Here is a 16,709-nt window from a genome sequence, read left to right as displayed (position 1 = left end):
AGCCGCGGCAACCTACGCGGCGCTGTTTGTCATCGGGTGGCCGCTCTGGACGATCCTCGGCGGTCACCGTCTGCACCTGTCGGCTGCCGCGGGGGCTCCGATCGTCGGGCTCGGGGTCCTCCAGGCCGTTGCGTGGTACGGGCTCGCCAACGCGACCCTGGCGACGATCGCCTGGATCACGCTGCCGGTGGGCGCGTTCGCGACGGTGGTCACCGCGCTGTGGCGGCGCCCGTGGCGGCAGCGGCGGCCCGCCGTCCGCTGGTCCGAGATCGGGTCGACGGCAGTCGTCGTCGTGGGCACCGCCGCGGTCTTCGTGGGCCAACACGCGAACGTGTTTCGGCGCGGGACGGCGACCACCGGCGAGTTCCTGTACCCCGACCTGCCGAACTACGCGCTCGTCGGGGACCATCTGCGCCTCCACGGACTCAGCGGGCCGGGAACGGTGCTGGGCTTCGACCTGTCCCACTTCGCCATGGCCACCGTTCCCGGCGCCTTCGTGCTCCCGGGTGCGGTCCCGGCGTGGCTGCACATCCCGACGCCCCGGGTCATGCTGCCGATCGCGTTGGTCGCCGTCACCCTGCTCGCGTTGGTGCTGCGGGATCTCGGTCGCGTGGTGCTGCCCGACCGCCCGCTCGTCGCCGCGCTCGTGGGCCTCACGGGTGTCAGCACGGCGTTGTTCGTCTACATCGTCGGTCTCTACCCACTCTCGGAGCTCATCGCCATCCCTGCCGCAGCCGCGCTCATCGTGGTGCTGATCGCGGCGGCTCGGGAGCCGTCCCGGTCGACCGTCCTGCGTGCCGCCGCGATCGGCGCGTTCGCGTACGCGGTGCTGCTCATGACGTATCCGCACATGGCGATCCTCGCCCCGCCCGTCATCGGTTCGGTCGCCCTGGCCTCGACCTGGGGCCGACGCTGGTACCGCCGGTTCGGCGCCGTCGTCGCCGCGGGTAGCGGCGTGGTCGCCGCCGCCGCGGTCGCGCTGCCGGCCCAGTTCATCTACTCCTTCAGCTACGCGTCGAAGACCTCGGAGGCCCAGGCCGGCTCGGTGCTCCAAGCGATCGGCCCGATCGGCCTGCTCGGCTTCCAGCCGGTGCTCACGAACACGTCACCCACGACCAACGTCCTGATCGGCGGGGGAGCGATCGTGCTCGTCGTGTGCGGTCTGGCGGCGCTGACGACGGCGCGGGACGAGCGCTGGCGGGCGTCGCTGGGAGCGGCTGCCGCGATCGTCCCACTCGTCGTCTACGGGGTGGTCTTCCAGGTGCTCGGTGCCTCGTACCAGCAGTGGAAGTGGATGTCGTTCTTCGTTCCGCTGTATGTGGTCGGCGTCACCGGGCTCGGGGCCGCGGTCGTCATCCGCGCCGTCGGCCTGCCGAGGCTCCGTCGCGTGCTCGCGGTCGGTTCGGGCGTCGCACTCGTGGTCGTCCTCAGCGCCCAGGGCGCGTACGCCTACCAAGCCAGCCACAGCTTCTACACCCGAGGCGTGACGACCTGGTGGTACCTCGACCCGAACCTGCGCACCATCGGCAGCGGGCCCGCCTATCGGGGTGTGGGCGCAGTGGACGTGGATCTCCAGGGCGTCTGGGAGACCATCTGGGCCTTCCAGCGACTCGCGCCGCACCCGGTCACGGCGCAGAGCCCGTCCATCCACCCGGTCACCGACCCGGTGGGCCAGTGGTCGCTCGAGCGAGCCGACAGCCCGGGCACGCACCCTCCGGGCGCCGAGGTCCGCCGCGTGAACTCGACGTACCGCCTCGTCCGGGACGTCAACTACGGGGTGCGGCCCGGCGACCTCTGGGAGGTCGGCGACTGCGAGGGCCTCTACCGCTACGACGGGCAGCGTTGGCGGGCGGTGGACCGAACCTGGAACACCGGGGAGCTGCAACTTCGGGTGACGCCGAGCGCCGAACCAGTCGGCACGAAGGCACCGCTCATCGTCCGACGGACGCTCTCGGTCTTCGCCATCGACGTCATGCTGTTGGAGTACCTGCCGGGGAACCAGGCGCGTGTCGTGCTCGAGCACCGCGTCACGCAGTTCGAAGGCGGCCTCATCGCGCCGAAAGATCACCGCCACGACATCGTCGCTCGCAGCGTGCCGTTCCCAATTCGGCCCGGGACACCAACCGACCTCCGACTCGTCATGGACCCGATCACCGGGGAGGCGAGCGCGCAGGTCGGGAGTTTCGGTGTGCTGAGCACCACCATCGACTTCTTCCGACCCCACCGCGGCTACCTGCAGATCGGCAAGAACCTGCTGAACCACGGCGGCGAGCGTCCCGCCGACGCCCGCGCCAGGTTCACGGGTCGCATCGAACGCATCGTGACCCCGGCGCCCGTGGCCTGCGCGGCGAGCCGCTTCACGCAGCGGCATCTGCGCTCGACCTCCGAGGCTGATTTCACGCTCGAGCACTACTAGCGACCCGACGGCGGGGTGCGGCCGGGGGATGGGGATCCCAGGGTGGCGCGGGCCGGCACGGATGAACCCATAAACTGCTGGCCCCGAGGCGCCGAGAACGGAGAGGCATGAGCGCCCTGAGGGGTCTCACGGCGGTCGTCGCGGCGACGCTCGTCCTATGCGCTGGCACGCCCGCCGGCGCGAGCAGTCGCTCCGTCCCCGTGAGCCGCACCCACGTCCGCACCGTGGCCGAGCCCATCCCGGGCCAGTACGTCGTGACCTTGCGTGGTCCCGCCTGGTTCGACCCGGTCGGGAACAGCACCACGCTGACACGCGAGCACGGCGGCTCCGTGTTCGCCGTCTACAGCCACGCCGTCCACGGGTTCGCCGCCCGCATGACGGCCGGCCAGGCGGCCGCGATGGCCGCCGATCCGAGCGTCGCCTCAGTGACCCAGGACGGCGTCGCGCACGCGACCACCATCGAGAACCCGGCCCAGCCGAACATCGATCGGATCGACCAGCACAGCCTCCCGCTCGACGGCGCGTACACCTACGGGGCGACCGGATCCGGCGTCCACGCCTACATCATCGACACCGGCATCCGGCTCACGCACCAGGACTTCGGCGGCCGAGCTATCTACGGCAACAACTTCGTGGCCGACGGGCAGGACTTGACGAACGGCGGGGACTGCGCCGGCCACGGCACCCACGTGAGCGGCACGCTCGGGGGCAGCACCTACGGCGTGGCGAAGTCGATCACGCTGGTCAAGGTTCGGGTCCTCGACTGCACCGGGTCGGGCGCCGACTCCGGCGTGATCAGCGGCGTGGACTGGGTCACCGCCCACGCGGTCCACCCCGCGGTCGCCAACATGAGCCTCGGGGGCAACCAGTACCAGCCGCTCGACGACGCCGTCACCGCGTCCATCAACTCGGGCATCACCTACGCCATCGCGTCCGGCAACAACAGCGGCGCCGACGCGTGCACGAAGTCACCGGCCGACGTGTCGGGGGCCCTGGTCGTGGCGGCGACCGACAACACCGACACCCGAGCGGCGTTCTCGAACATCGGGAGCTGCGTGACGATGTTCGCGCCCGGCACCAACGTCCTCTCGGACTACAACGGCAGCGACACCGACACGCACGTCCTCAGCGGGACGTCGATGTCGACCCCGCTCGTCGCCGGCACCGCCGCCCTCTACCTCAGCGGCCACGCCGCCGCCACGCCGGCGCAAGTGAAGACGGCCCTGCAAGGCACCGCCACCGCCAACCACGTGGTGAACCCCGGCGCCGGCAGCCCCAACCTCCTGGACTACACCGGCCCGGGCGCCCCGACCGCGCTGACGCTCACGGGTGGCAACAGCGTCGTGCACCTGTCGTGGACCGCACCGGCCAGCGACGGTGGGAACCCGCTCACCGCGTACAGGATCTATCGCGGCACGTCGAGCGGCGGCGAGACCTTCCTCAACTCGGTCGGGCCGGGCTCGACGACGTACGACGACAACACGGCCGTCAACGAGACTCCGTACTTCTATCAAGTCAGCGCCCAAAACGTGGTCGACGAGACGCGCTCGACCGAGCAGACGATCACCCCCGGACCGCCGGGCCCACCGACGCTCACCGTCACCGCCCGGGACGCCACCGTCCACCTGTCGTGGGTGCCGACCGGGGGCACGGCCACCAGCTTCAGGGTCTACCGGGGGACGAGCCCCGGCGGGGAAGGCGCCGTCCCGATTGCGACCGTCAGCCCGCCGACGACGACCTACGACAACAACAACCTCACGAACGGCACGACGTACTACTACCAAGTGTCGGGCGTGAACTCCGTCAGCGAGGTCCGCTCCGCGGAGCAGTCCGCCACGCCGCAGCTCGGGATCTCGGTCTTCGTGCGGCAGACCGACAACGCCATGTGGTCCCAGCACGGGATCGGCAGCGCGTTCGCCGGCTACCAGAGCCAGGGCCCCTATCTGGCCAGCGGCCCGACGACGGTGAACGACGGCTCCGGGATGTCGGCGTTCATCAAGGGCGCGGACAACGCGGTCTGGTGGCAGCACTACGCCGGCGGCGTCTGGTCGGGCTGGCAGAGCCTCGGCGGGTACATCACCAGTCCGCCGACCGCCGTGTCCGACGCATCGGGCTCGGTGTGGGTTCTCGTCCGCGGCGGCGACAACGCGCTCTGGTGGAAGCACGAGACGAGCGGCACGTGGTCGTCGAGCTGGCAGACCGAGGGCGGGTACCTGGCGACGCCGCCGGTCGCGGTGGCCGACGCCGCGCACTCGGTGTGGGTCTTCGCGCAGGGTGCTGACCACGCGCTGTGGCTCCAGCACGAGACCAGCGGCACGTGGCTTCCAGGGTGGCTCACGGAGGGCGGCTACCTGGCCTCGCCTCCCTCACCGGTGGCCGACGGGACCGGGGTGTGGGTGTTCGTCCGCGGCGCGGACAACGGGCTCTGGTACCAGCACGAGACCAGCGGCACGTGGGCCGCCGGCTACCAGACGTTGGGGCCGTACATCGCCGCCCTGCCCGGGCCCACGGCGGTCTCGGACGGACCCGCGTCCGTGTGGGTCTTCATCCGGGGTGCGGACAACGCGTTCTGGTACCAGCACGAGACGAACGGCAACTGGATGTCCGGGTACCAGACCCTCGGCGGGTACGTCGGCTCGACGCCGGCGCTGCTGTCGGATGCGGCGGGGTCCGTCTGGGTGTTCGCGGCCGGTTCCGACACCGCGCTCTGGTACCAGCACTTCGCCAGCGGGTCCTGGGCTCCCGGATTCGTGAGCCTCGGCGGCTCGCTCAACGCCGACCCGAGCGCCACGATCGGCTGACGCCAGCTCGACCAGCCGCGCCCGCTCCGGTGCGCCGGTCGGTCAGCCCCGGAGGAAGCGCCGACGCAGCGTGCCGTAGACGCGGCGAAGGCCGCTGGTGTAGCGCATGACCTTCGAGGCGTGGACCGCCGCCAGCTCCGCTTCGGCCCGCGCGACCCGCTGGTCGGCACGAGCCACCGATTCCCGCAGCGCGTGCATCCCCCGGACCGCTGCCGCGGCACGGTCGTAGTACCCGAGGAGGGTGAGCTCGCGGTCGAGGAACAGGCTCGTCTCGGCCAGCTCGTTCGGGAGGTCGGTCCGACCGTTGGCGCAATAGGCGACGGCGTACATGGGCTCGAGGGCGGCATCGGTCCTCGGCAGGCCGCGCAGCTCCGGCGCGACGAGGAACTCCGACCGTTCCTTGTCCTGCCGGTCGAGCGGCCAGATCCACGAGGCCGCGATGGTGCGTTGACCGACCATGGCCACGGTCTCGAACGACGAGCGCAGGAGGGCGTCGAACTCCGGCAGGTACATCTCGCTGAAGTGGAACGGGTTTCGGATTCCCTTCTCGTCGGTGTGCACCCGCTTGTTCGGAGTGGAGATGATGGCGACGCCGCCCGGGGCGAGAACCCGCGCGATCTCATCCGTCACCGTCTTCGGGTCGTGGACGTGCTCGATCGCCTCGAAGCAGGTGACGAGCTCGACGGAGCCGTCCGCGATCGGCAGCCGCTCGACCACCGCCCGTGCGAAGCGGAGGTTCGGGTGCTGGCCGACGTAGCGGGCGGTGGCGTGCCGCACCGCGTCGTCGGCGATGTCGAGCCCGACGACGGACGCGGCCACGTCGGCCAGCCACGAGGCGCCGTAGCCCTCACCGCTCGCCAGGTCCACGACCCGACGGCCGGTCGCGAAGCGCCGAGCCGACAGGTACCGGTGCGGATGCTCGTAGTGCGCATCGGCCGGATCCGGGATGTAGCGCTCGCCGGTGTCCTCGAGCATCCCGGTGAGGCTAGCGGTCGAGCGGTGGGCCGACCCTGAGCGCTCGGCTGTCGCCGGCCGTGGCCCGGGCTGGCGCCGGGTCGTGGCTATCCCTCGTCGGTCGGCGACCCACCGCCGTTCTCGTCCGGGAAGTAGTGGGTCGGTTTGCCGGTTCGGCGCTGGCCGATCTTGCGTTCAACCGCAAGATCGAAAACGAACTCGCCCACCCAGTCGTCCACGGGGAGCGTAACGGGCGACCCCGGTCTCTCATCCGGGTTGCGGAGCTGCTGGACGAGGGGGCGCACCGTGTGTCCGGCGTGCTAAGCACCGTGGGGTCGCGCTCCGGCGGCAGATCCGACGAATCGATTGAGGACCCGATGTTCGTGACCGTCATTCATCGAATCCATGACCCCGAGGGTTTCCAGGCCGCTGAGGCCAAAGCGCTCGAGGCGGGACTTCCTACGAGCGTCGCGTTGCCAGTCCACGCGGCCACACCCGATCACAAGCTCGGCATCTGTATCTGGGAAGGCGCATCAGTGCCGGCGGTGCGCGAGGTCGTCGAGGGTGCGGTCGGACCGTTCGCCGACAACGAGTACTTCGAGATGGACGTCGACGGCCTCACGCCGCAACTCGGGAAGTAGCCCGCCGTCTCGTTCTACCCCCGATTTCAAACTGACCGACTACCCGTCCGGGCCGGACCGGTCGCCGCTGCCCAGGCTGACGCGGAGGCGGGCCAGGCGCGTTCGCAGCCGATCGGGGCCGGCCGTTGCGCTTGAGGCCTCGCGGAGCTCCCCCACGAGGCCCGCGAGTCGAGCCGCGTCGTGACGAGCCTGTGCGAGCTCTCGCTCCAGCGGCTCGACCGCTTGCGTGACGCGGCGCTCCATCGTCTGCAAGAAGGCGGTGTGCTCTCGCTGCAGCACCACGTACTGGTCGTAGAGCTCCCGGTACCGTTCTTCGGCCGAGGCCGGCGACACCGGCGGTCCTGAGATCCCCGACCGAGGCGCGTAGCCGCGCCAGGCCAGCGCGCCGAGGGTGGCCTCGAGGTACGCGCGCCCGTTGCGCTCGTCGGGCTCGAGGTGGGCGCCCTCGGCCCACTCGTTCCACGCGTTCAGGAACACGATCGGCTGGTCGGGGTGCTCCGTCTCGGCGCGCTCGATGGCCCGGCGCAGCCACCAGTCGTAGGTCGCCACCGAGGTGCCGGTGATCGCCACCACCTTGCCGTCCGGCTGACGGGGCGAGTTGTCCCAGCCTGGCAGCACGCACGGGTGGCGGACCCAGGACACCGGATCGCGGGTCGCGAAGTGCCGGGCGACGTCGTCGTACGAGAACACCGCGTTCCCCGGGTTGCACCCGGGGGGCAGCATCGGTGCCAAGACCTCGAAGACGCCGTGCGGCAAGAACTCCGCCGAGGCATCGCAGCCGAACGTCGCTGGGTCTCGGAAGTCGCCGTGGGTCTCGAACCGGATGAGGTAGAGGTCCGGGAACCCGTGGTCACGAGCCATCTGGCGCCAGCGGCCGAACGTCTTCTTGGGGTCCGGCAGCTTCTGGACGCGATAGACGAGGAACAGGGGCCGCCCGTCGACCTTGATGTACCGCCGGTCGGCGAAGGCCTCCATGAGGAAGCGGCCGTGGGCCTCGTCGTCCTCGTCCGAGTACTGCTGCGGCATGAGGACCGAGCGGTCGCCGGCGTCCCACTCGCGGGTCCAGTTCTCGTTCGCCCACGCCAGGCAGAAGGGGAAGTCGGGGCTTCCGGTGCGGAGCACCTCGTGGAACGGCCGCTCGAGGGTCCGTCGACCCGCACCGAACCAGTAGTGGTAGTAGCAGAAGCCGTCGATCCCGTGGTCACGGGCGAGCGCAGCCTGCTGCTCGCGCACCTCCGGGAGCCGCAGGTCGTAGAACCCGAGCTCACCGGGAAGGTGTGGCTGGTAGTGGCCCTCGAAGAGCGGCCGAGCCCGGACGACGTTGGTCCACTCGGTGAACCCGCGTCCCCACCAGGCGTCGTTCTCGGGCACCGGGTGGAACTGCGGGAGGTAGAACGCGAGCAGCAGCGGCCGCTTCGGCTCTGGACCCTCGCGCATGTTGTTCAGACTACGGCGAGCGGCGCAGCCGGTTCCGCAGGGTGCGCAACGGCGCGGAGTAGCGCATCAGGCGCCCGTTCTTGATCGCGCGGAGCTCGGCGTCGAGCTCCAGTCGTTCGACCTCGTAGCGGGTCCGCGCCGCCCACAGCTCCTGCTCGAGCCGCTGGCAGCGTTCCGCCAGGTCGCGAACCACGACGTCGCCACTGTCGATCACGGCGCGAACCACGTACTGGTAGACCTCGGCCTCGGGGTCGGCCAGGACCGCGTCGACCACGGCCGCGGGGAAGCTGTCCCTCCGAAGGCCGAGCTCCGAGGTGAACGCCGGCATGATGATTCGGTGGACGTCCACGGCGACGAAGCCGGCGTCGTCGAGCAGTCGGGTGATCGTCTCCCGCGTGAAGAACCGCAGATGGGTCCGGTCGAGGAGGCCATACGGCCCGTAGGGGAACTGACCGTTCAGCAGCGCCAGCCGGACATCCGCGTACGCGACGTTGGGGATCGAGAGCACGAGCGTGCCCTGACGGTCGAGCAGCTGCCGGGTCGCCCGCAGGACGTGCAACGGGTCTCGCAGGTGCTCGAGCACGTCGCCGAAGAGCGCGACCTCCCACTGCTGTCCCGACAGCTTTGCCTCGAACTCGTCATAGTCCAGGTCGAGGACGACGACCTCGTCGGCGTGGGTGCGCGCCTGCTCCGCGGCGTCGGTGTCCAGCTCGATGCCGGTGACGCGACAGCCGCGGTCGACGAGCGCCCTCGTGACCCGTCCGGTCGCGCATCCGAACTCGAGGACCCGCTTGTTGCCACCGACCAGCCGCAGCGCCACGGCGCGGGCGTCGTTCGGGGACTCCGGGTCGAAGTCGGTGTCGTACGCCGAGTTGATCGTCCCCTCCATCACGGTCGGCCGGATCGGCTGCCCACAGCTTCACGTTCGCCCGCCGCGAGGAACGGGAGGGCGAGCGCCCGGACAGTTTCGGGCGGCGTCCGACCTCGGAGGGTAGCCGTCGGTCCCCGCCGACCCCGATCATCGGCGTGACCGGGGGCGGCCGTACAAGCCGGCGCGGCGGCCCGGTTCCCCGGCTGCAGGCGTGGCGGGGGGCGCCCTGCCGGCCCCAAAGCACGGGGGCAGGCCGAATCTGGGACCTCGCCGACTAACCTGGGGCTTTGTGCGTCGAGGGGTCCTAGTCGTCTCGGCGTCGATGGGGGCAGGCCACGACGGTGCCGCGCGGGAGCTCGAGCGCCGCTTGGTGGCCCGCGGTCACGACGTCCGAGTCATCGACTACCTGCAGCTGATTCCGCTCAAACTGGGCGGGTTCGTGCGCTGGACGTACCTGTTCCAGCTGCGGGTGCTGCCGTGGACCTACGACCTTACGTACAAGGCGCTCGGCGTCGGCGCCCCGGTGCTCTGGGGCCCGATCGTGCGGCTCATGAGCCTGGTGACGCGCCGCTCCCTCCATCGGGAGCTCCTGCGCTGCCGGCCGGACGCCATCGTCTCCACCTATCCCCTCGCCTCGCTCGTCCTGGGCCGGATGCGCAAGAAGGGCTGGCTGCGGGTGCCGGTGGCGACCTACCTCACCGACTTCGCCGTCCACCCGCTCTGGGTCCACCCGGGCGTCGACCTCCACCTCGCCGTGAGCCCGATCTCGGCCCAGACGGCGGCCAAGCGAGGCGGCCGCGGCAACCACGCCTCGGGTCCGCTGGTCGGGGACCGCTTCCGGGAACCGCCGGCCGCGCGCCCGACGACGCGCCAGGAGATGCGGCGGCGACTGGGGATCGACGACGACGAGCGCGCCGTGCTGGTCGTGGCCGGCTCCTGGGGGGTCGGCGACGTACCCACGACCGTCGACGCCATCGCGCGCAGCGGCCCCTACCACCCCATCACCGTGTGCGGGCGGGACGAGAAGCTGCGCTCGGCCCTCATCGCCGAGGGCTTGGGCGGCACCGTGGTCGGCTGGACCGACGAGATGCCGGCGCTGATGGCCGCGTCCGACGCCCTCGTCGAGAACGCGGGCGGGCTGACCGCGATGGAGGCGTTCGCGGCCGGGATCCCGGTGGTGAGCTTCCAACCGATCGCCGGCCACGGCAAGGAGAACGCGAAGTGCATGGCCACCTCCGGGGTGAGCCGGTACGCGCACGACGACGCCGAGCTGCGTGAGGCGCTCGACGAGGCCACGACGCCGGGACCGGCGCGCGACGCCCTCGTCACTGCCGGTCGGGCGCTCTTCGCCGAGGACCCGACCGACCACGTCGAGGACCTCGCGGCCGGGACGCGCGCGGACGCGCTGCTGGTGCCGTTCCAGGTCCCGAAGGTGCGCCGCCGCATCTCGCTCGCGGCGGCGTCGATCGCGGGCCTCTACCTGGCGATGACCATCGGCGCGCAGGGCGTCGCCGCCCTCGGCGTCGGCGTGGCGCAGCCCCCGAAGAAGGCGACCCACGATGTCTTTGTGGGCGTCCGGGTCGACCGCGCCGAGCTCCAAAACCAACAGGTCGTCAAGGCCATCGACGACCTCGGGGTGACGGTGGTCGTGGACGGCCGCACCGCCTCCCGGACCGGTGGGCAGCTCGCGCCCCTCGCTGCGGACGGGATCGACATCGCCAACGGCGGGTGGGGCCAGGGTCGGTTCCTCCGCTGGAACCGGGCTCATGACGACTGCACGAAGTCGCTGCGCGTGATCGCGGCGCGGGCGCGCGTGTCGGTCCACGAGTTCGTGCCCGGGCGGCGGATCGACGGCTTCGACCAGATCTACTGCCGGACCGGCCGGCGCAAGCAGCGCCTCGTCCAGGCCAACATGACGTTCACGCCGGCGGCGGTGCCGCACATCCACGGGCGCGCCGTGTACATCCTCGACGGTCGGAACCGGGACCCGCAGGCGGTCGCGCGGTGCCTGCACCGGTTCGCCGCCCGGGCGATCCGCGCTCGGCTGCACGTTCGCTCGCTCGAGGGACTGCGCTGAGCGCAGCGCTCGCCGCCGCGCTCTCCGCGGCGGGCCTCGTGGGCGCGGCGGGGGCTCTGCACGCCGCCCCGGCGCTAGCCGGCGTGTCCCCGTTCGGGGTCCGCGTGACGCCGGCCCTGGTCGGGCGCGGCCGCGACGACCACGTGGCGCTCACCTTCGACGACGGGCCGGACCCGGCGTCGACCCCGGCCTTCCTCGCCGAGCTGGACCGTCGCGGCTGGCGGGCCACCTTCTTCATGCTGGGCGCGATGGCCCGCCAGGCGCCGTCGCTCGCCGCCGAGGTGGCCGCCGCCGGCCACGAGGTCGCCGTCCACGGTGACGAGCATCGGAACATGCTCCGGCGCACGCCCCGGGCCGCCCGCGACGACATTCGGCGCGCGACCGACACCATCGCCGACCTGGCCGGCGTCGAGCCGGTGTGGTTCCGGCCCCCCTTCGGCGTCCTGTCACTTGGGGCGCTCGCCGGTGCTCGACGGGCCGGTCTCACCACGGTGCTGTGGACCACCTGGGGACGGGACTGGCGGCGGGAGTCGACCCCGGAGACCGTGGTGGCCGAGGTGCTCCGCCGCTACGTCGTCGGCGGGACCGTCCTGCTCCACGACTCGGACTGCGAGTCCTACCCCGGTTCGTGGCGCTCGGCGCTCGGCGCTCTGGCGCCCCTGGCCGAGCAGCTCGGTGACCGCGGCCTCGAGGTCGGGCCGCTCCGCGATCACGGGCTGGTGAGCCGGCGGGCACCGATGAGCGTCTGAGCCGTGACGCTGCCGGTCGTCCTCGCGCTGCTTGCCGGTCTCTGCTACGCGATCGCGTCGGTCGTCCAGCAGCGCGTCGCCGCCCAGCAGCCCGAGGAGCTCTCGCTGTCGCCGCGGCTCGTCCTGGCGCTGGCTCGACGCCCGCTCTGGCTCCTCGGCATCGGGGTCGACATCGCGGCCTACCTCCTCGAGGCGGCGGCGCTCGGCCGGGGATCCGTGCTGGTCGTCGGCCCGCTGCTCGCCAGCGGGCTCCTGTTCGCGCTCCCGTTGGCGTCGTTCCGAACCGGTCGGCGCGTCACCCGCCGGGAGATGATCCCCGCGGTGCTCATCACCGCCGGCCTCGCGCTCTACGTCGAGGTCGGGGCACCGGCCGGCACCGCGTCCCACGCCTCGCACCTCGAGTGGGCAATCGCGGCCGCCGCCGTGATCGCCGCGACCACGGTGCTGGTGACGCTCGGCCGGCGCGCTCGGAAGCCCGGGCGGCGGGCCACGTACTACGGCATCGCGACCGGCGTCGTGTACAGCCTGACCGCGGTGCTCACGAAGGCAACGGTCGACCGGCTGAACGGGCGGGTGCTGCCGATCCTCGGGCACTGGCAGCTCTACGCGCTGCTGCTGGCCTCGGTCGTGGGGCTCGTGCTCAACCAGAGCGCCTTCCAGGCCGGGCACGTGGCCGCGTCGCTCCCGGCGATCTCGGTCACGAACCCGGTGCTCGCCTCGATCATGGGCGTGGTGCTCTTCGACGAGCACCTGAACGCGCACGGGCTCGTCGCGTGGTCGGTGGCCGGCGCCGCGATCGTCGCCATGCTGGTCGGCACGTACTGGCTCGCTCGATCGCCGCTGGTGACCGAGGAGGTCGCCGGCGTGCCGGCGGTGGAGGTCTAGGTCCGGCCGACGGTCAGGTCTGGACGTCGAGCACGGCGTGGCCGACCTGCTCGAGCTCGCGGCGCCAGTCGTCGGGCTCGGCGAGGGCGACGAGCACCAGCTTCGAGAAGCCGACCTCGACGAAGGCGTCGAGGCGCTCCCGCAGGGCCGGCAGGCCGACCGCCACCAGCTCGGCGGCGTCGAGCTCGGGGCGGAGCCGCGCCAGGCGGTCGCGCATCGCCGGCGGGATCTCGTCGTGGGCGTAGACGACCATGGCGCCGAAGTGCTCGGGGTCGATCGCCCGGCCGACGGTCGCGGCGGCGTCCTCGATCACGGGGCGCCCCGCCTTGCAGTCGGCGGGCGTGCTGAAGCTGGCCAGCCACCCGTCGCCGAGGCGGCCGCATCGGCGCAGCTCGCTCGGGGCCCGGCCACCGAGCCAGACGTCGAGGGGTCGCTGGACCGGCTTCGGCCGCACGGTCAGGTCGCGGTAGTGGAAGTGGACGCCGTCGTGGTCGACGTGGTCCTCGGTCCAGAGCCGACGGACGAGGGGCAGGGCCTCGTCGAAGCGCGCCGCGCGCTCGTCGCGCGGCACGCCGAAGGCCTGGTGCTCGGCCGCCACCGGGTTGCCGAGGCCGAAGGCCGGCAGCGCCCGCCCGCCGGACAGCCGGTCCAGGCTGGCCCAGGCCTTGGCGAGGAGCGCGGGGTTGCGGCCCGGGAGCACCTGGACGCTGGTGCCGAGCTTCAGGCGGCGGGTGCGGCCGGCGGCGAAGGACAGCCCGACGAGCGGGTCGGGGGCGTCGCCGCCCGCCCGCTCGGAGAGCCAGAGCGAGTCGAAGCCGCACCCCTCGAGCCCGTCGACGAGCTCGCCGAAGCGACCGTCGTCGCGCAGGCCCTGGACCCCGAGCCCGAAGCCGACGCGGACCTTCACACCCGGAAGGCCTCGTAGCGGCGGAGCTCCCGGCGGGCGATCTGCTGGCGGTGCACCTCGTCCGGCCCGTCGACGAGGTGCAGCGTGCGCGCGTGCGTGTACAGCTGGGCCAGGGGCCAGTCGTCCGAGACGCCGGCGCCGCCGAACAGCTGGATCGCCCGGTCGATGACCGTGGTCGCTACCCGCGCCGCCACCACCTTGATCGCCGCGATCTCGAACCGGGCGCCCTTGTTCCCGACCGTGTCCATGAGCCAGGCCGCCTTCATGGTGAGCAGCCGGGCCTGCTCGATCTCGATGCGGCTCTCGGCGACGCGCTCCTGGACCACGTTGTTGTCGGCGAGGTGGCGACCGAACGCCACCCGCTGCTGGGCGCGGGCGCACATCAGCTCGAGGGCGCGCTCGGCCATGCCGATCGCCCGCATGCAGTGGTGGATCCGGCCGGGTCCGAGCCGAGCCTGGGCGATCGCGAAGCCGCCGCCCTCCTCGCCGAGCAGGTACTCGGCGGGCACCCGCACGTCCTCGTAGAGCGTCTCGCAGTGGCCGCCCCCGGCGTCGTGGCCGAACACGGGCAGGGTGCGCACGATCTTCACGCCCGGAGCGTCGAGCGGGACGAGCACCATCGAGTGGCGGTGGTACGGGTCAGCGTCGGGGTTCGAGACGCCCATGAGGACGGCCACCTTGCAGCGTGACGAGGCCGCGCCGCTGGTCCACCACTTGTGGGCGTTGACCACGTAGTGGTCGCCGTCACGCTCGATTCGGCTCTGGATGTTCGTGGCGTCGCTGCTCGCCACCCACGGCTCGGTCATCGCGAAGCACGACCGGATCTCGCCGTCGAGCAGCGGGCGCAGGAACTGCTCCTGCTGGAGCGGCGTCCCGAACTCGGCGAGGATCTCCATGTTCCCGGTGTCCGGCGCCGAGCAGTTCGTCGCCTCGGCCGCGAGCAGCGTCCGGCCCATCTGCTCGCAGAGCGGCGCGTACTCGACGTTGCTCAGCCCGGGCCCGAAGCGCGGGTTCGGAAGGAACAGGTTCCAGAGGTCGCGGGCCCGAGCCTCGGTCTTCAGCTCCTCCATGACGGGTGGGTGGAAGTGCGGGTCCCCGGCCACCTCGACCTGCTCGCGGTACACCGGCACCGCCGGCTCCACCCGCTCGTCGATGAAGGCCCGGAGGCGCTCCTGCAGCTCCTCGGTGCGGGGGGAGAGGGCGAACTCCATGGATGGGCACCCTAACCTCGGCCGTGCCGATGGATCCCCGCCTGCTCGCCCTCGCGATCGTGTGGCTGGTCGGCTGGTACCTGTGCTGGCGGGTGCGCGTCGTCCCGTACGCGCGGGAGCCCGAGCCCCTCGGGGCGCCGGTCTCGGTCGTGATCCCCGCTCGCGACGAGGAGCGAACGCTGCCGACCGTGCTGGCCGGGCTGGCCTCGCAGACGGCGCCGCCCCACGAGGTGATCGTCGTCGACGACGGCTCGACCGACACCACCGCGGCGGTGGCGGCGGCGCGCGGGGCGGAGGTGCTCGCGGGGGAGCCCCTCCCCGCCGGCTGGGCGGGCAAGCCGTGGGCCGTCTTCCAGGGCGCGCGCGCGGCGCGGTCGCCGGTCGTGCTGTCGCTCGACGCCGACGTCGACCCGTCGCCGCATCTCCTGGCCCGGCTCGTGCCGACGTGGGTGCGCCGGGGCGGGCTGCTGTCGGTCCAGCCCTACCACGAGATGCGTCACTGGTGGGAGCGCGCGGCCGCGTTCTTCAACCTCGTCGCGGTGATGGGCGTGGGGCTGGCCTCGCCGGGCTCGAGCCCGACGCGGGCCGCCGCGTTCGGGCCGTGCTTCATCGCCCGACGCGACGCCCTGCTCACGCACCTCGACCACCGCTCGGTGCGACGCGCCGTGATCGAGGACGTGGCGCTGGCCCGGCGCTTCGCCGCCGCGCACGAGCCCGTCACTTGCTTCGCCGGCGGCGACCTCGTCGCCTTCCGCATGTACGACCGGCCCGACCGGCTGCTCGAGGGGTTCGCGAAGAACTTCGCCGCCGGCGCCGCGGCCACGCCGCTCCCGCGCCTGGTCGCCATCGTGGCCTGGGTCGCCGCGTGCCTCGTCACCGGCTTCGACGCGCTCGGGGGGAGCAGCGTGGCGCTGCTCCTCTACGCCGCGTTCGCGGTGCAGTGCTTCGTCATGCTGCGCCAGCTCGGCAACTTCGGGATCGCGGCCGCCGCCCTCTACCCGGTGCTGGCGGCGCTGTTCGTGGCCGTGTTCCTCGGATCGCTGCTCCTGACGGCGCGGGGTCAGGTCCGGTGGAAGGGGCGCACGATCCGACTCCGAGGCGCCGACGGTCGGAGCCGGTGACCGCGACCCTCGGCTCCACGCGCAACGTCCTCATCGCCGTCTCCGACGCGGGGCTGTGGGCGGTGTGGAGCACGATCTGCGGGTACGCCGCCCACCGGCTCTCGGGCGAGACGCTGGCTCGGGACGGCTCGCTCCGCCTGCGCCGGTTCGAGCGGGACGGTCGCGTCTACGAGCGGGCGCTACGGGTCAAGGCGTGGAAGGACGCGCTCCCCGAGGCGGGGTCGCTGTTCCGGGGCGGCGTCTCGAAGCGTCGGCTCGCCGGTCACGACCGCGCCCACCTCGAGCGGTTCCTGCTCGAGACCCGCCGCGCCGAGCGAGCGCACTGGGCCATCCTCCTCCTCGCGCCCGTGTTCTTCGCCTGGAACCCCTGGTGGCTGGCGCTGGCGATGCTCGGCTACGGGCTCATCGCCAACGCGCCGTGCATCGTCGTCCAGCGGTACAACCGGTCACGCCTCGAGCGGATCCTCGGGACGGGTGTCCCCTGGTGGCGCGAGCGCCGGGCCGCGTCGCGATGAGCCTCCGGACCCGGGCCTCTCGAGGGCGCCGGCCGAGGATCGGCATCCGCCTGGGAGCTCGTGCCGACCGGCGCCGGCCCGCACTCGCGGACCTGAGGGACCGCTGGTCGAGCCCTGACGCAAC

At 72.2% G+C, this 16,709-nt stretch carries 13 protein-coding genes; 8 read left to right on the top strand and 5 right to left on the bottom strand.

Going from position 1 to position 16,709, the window contains the following annotated elements; genetic code table 11:
- Positions 1-2,416, top strand: a 2,416-nt coding sequence (locus tag VG869_14400; GenBank protein HEV3452374.1) for a hypothetical protein, incomplete at its 5' end; no start/stop codon positions are given.
- 200 nt (positions 2,417-2,616) lie between these two features.
- Positions 2,617-5,217: a S8 family serine peptidase gene (locus VG869_14395; GenBank protein ID HEV3452373.1), complete on the top strand. Its 2,601-nt coding sequence runs from the start codon at positions 2,617-2,619 to the stop codon at positions 5,215-5,217.
- 42 nt (positions 5,218-5,259) lie between these two features.
- On the opposite strand, the gene VG869_14390 is transcribed toward VG869_14395, so the two are convergent.
- Positions 5,260-6,192 carry a class I SAM-dependent methyltransferase gene (locus tag VG869_14390; protein ID HEV3452372.1) on the bottom strand — a complete coding sequence of 311 codons (933 nt, stop codon included), beginning with the start codon at positions 6,190-6,192 and terminating at the stop codon, positions 5,260-5,262.
- A 134-nt stretch (positions 6,193-6,326) separates the two neighbouring features.
- Between VG869_14390 and VG869_14385 the strand changes: the two genes are divergently transcribed.
- Positions 6,327-6,812, top strand: coding sequence for a hypothetical protein (locus VG869_14385; GenBank protein ID HEV3452371.1), 486 nt, complete (start codon positions 6,327-6,329; stop codon positions 6,810-6,812).
- Positions 6,813-6,851: 39 nt separating this feature from the next.
- Here the strand turns inward: VG869_14385 and VG869_14380 are convergent, their stop codons facing one another.
- The gene (locus tag VG869_14380; GenBank protein HEV3452370.1) at positions 6,852-8,249 is read right to left on the bottom strand and encodes a glycoside hydrolase family 99-like domain-containing protein; all 1,398 of its coding nucleotides are present in this window, start codon (positions 8,247-8,249) and stop codon (positions 6,852-6,854) included.
- A 10-nt stretch (positions 8,250-8,259) separates the two neighbouring features.
- Entirely contained in the window at positions 8,260-9,138 is an 879-nt protein-coding gene (locus VG869_14375) for a class I SAM-dependent methyltransferase (protein HEV3452369.1), read from the bottom strand.
- Positions 9,139-9,442: 304 nt separating this feature from the next.
- On the opposite strand from VG869_14375, the gene VG869_14370 reads away from it, so the two are divergent.
- The 3 genes from VG869_14370 (at position 9,443) to VG869_14360 (ending at position 12,831) form a co-directional block, all read left to right on the top strand.
- Positions 9,443-11,197, top strand: coding sequence for a hypothetical protein (locus VG869_14370; GenBank protein ID HEV3452368.1), 1,755 nt, complete (start codon positions 9,443-9,445; stop codon positions 11,195-11,197).
- 104 nt (positions 11,198-11,301) lie between these two features.
- Positions 11,302-11,946: a polysaccharide deacetylase family protein gene (locus tag VG869_14365; GenBank protein ID HEV3452367.1), complete on the top strand. Its 645-nt coding sequence runs from the start codon at positions 11,302-11,304 to the stop codon at positions 11,944-11,946.
- Positions 11,947-11,949: 3 nt separating this feature from the next.
- A complete protein-coding gene (locus tag VG869_14360; GenBank protein HEV3452366.1) occupies positions 11,950-12,831 on the top strand; it encodes a DMT family transporter in 882 nt (293 codons plus the stop codon).
- A 13-nt stretch (positions 12,832-12,844) separates the two neighbouring features.
- Here VG869_14360 and VG869_14355 read toward each other — a convergent pair whose 3' ends face one another.
- Both VG869_14355 and VG869_14350 read right to left on the bottom strand, forming a co-directional pair.
- Positions 12,845-13,738 carry a TIGR03619 family F420-dependent LLM class oxidoreductase gene (locus tag VG869_14355; protein ID HEV3452365.1) on the bottom strand — a complete coding sequence of 298 codons (894 nt, stop codon included), beginning with the start codon at positions 13,736-13,738 and terminating at the stop codon, positions 12,845-12,847.
- Positions 13,735-14,949, bottom strand: a complete 1,215-nt coding sequence (locus tag VG869_14350; GenBank protein ID HEV3452364.1) for an acyl-CoA dehydrogenase family protein — start codon at positions 14,947-14,949, stop codon at positions 13,735-13,737. Before VG869_14350 ends, VG869_14355 begins: the two co-directional genes overlap by 4 nt.
- A gap of 29 nt (positions 14,950-14,978) precedes the next feature.
- Between VG869_14350 and VG869_14345 the strand changes: the two genes are divergently transcribed.
- Positions 14,979-16,070 carry a glycosyltransferase gene (locus VG869_14345; GenBank protein HEV3452363.1) on the top strand — a complete coding sequence of 364 codons (1,092 nt, stop codon included), beginning with the start codon at positions 14,979-14,981 and terminating at the stop codon, positions 16,068-16,070.
- Positions 16,067-16,585, top strand: a complete 519-nt coding sequence (locus tag VG869_14340; protein ID HEV3452362.1) for a hypothetical protein — start codon at positions 16,067-16,069, stop codon at positions 16,583-16,585. The genes VG869_14345 and VG869_14340 overlap by 4 nt, the downstream gene beginning before the upstream one ends.
- Positions 16,586-16,709: the final 124 nt, after the last annotated feature.

Source organism: Acidimicrobiia bacterium (assembly GCA_035948415.1).
Taxonomy (GTDB): Bacteria; Actinomycetota; Acidimicrobiia; order IMCC26256; family PALSA-555; genus PALSA-555.
The sequence above is the reverse complement of the archived record's forward strand: the minus strand, read 5'-3'. Positions and strand labels throughout refer to the sequence as shown.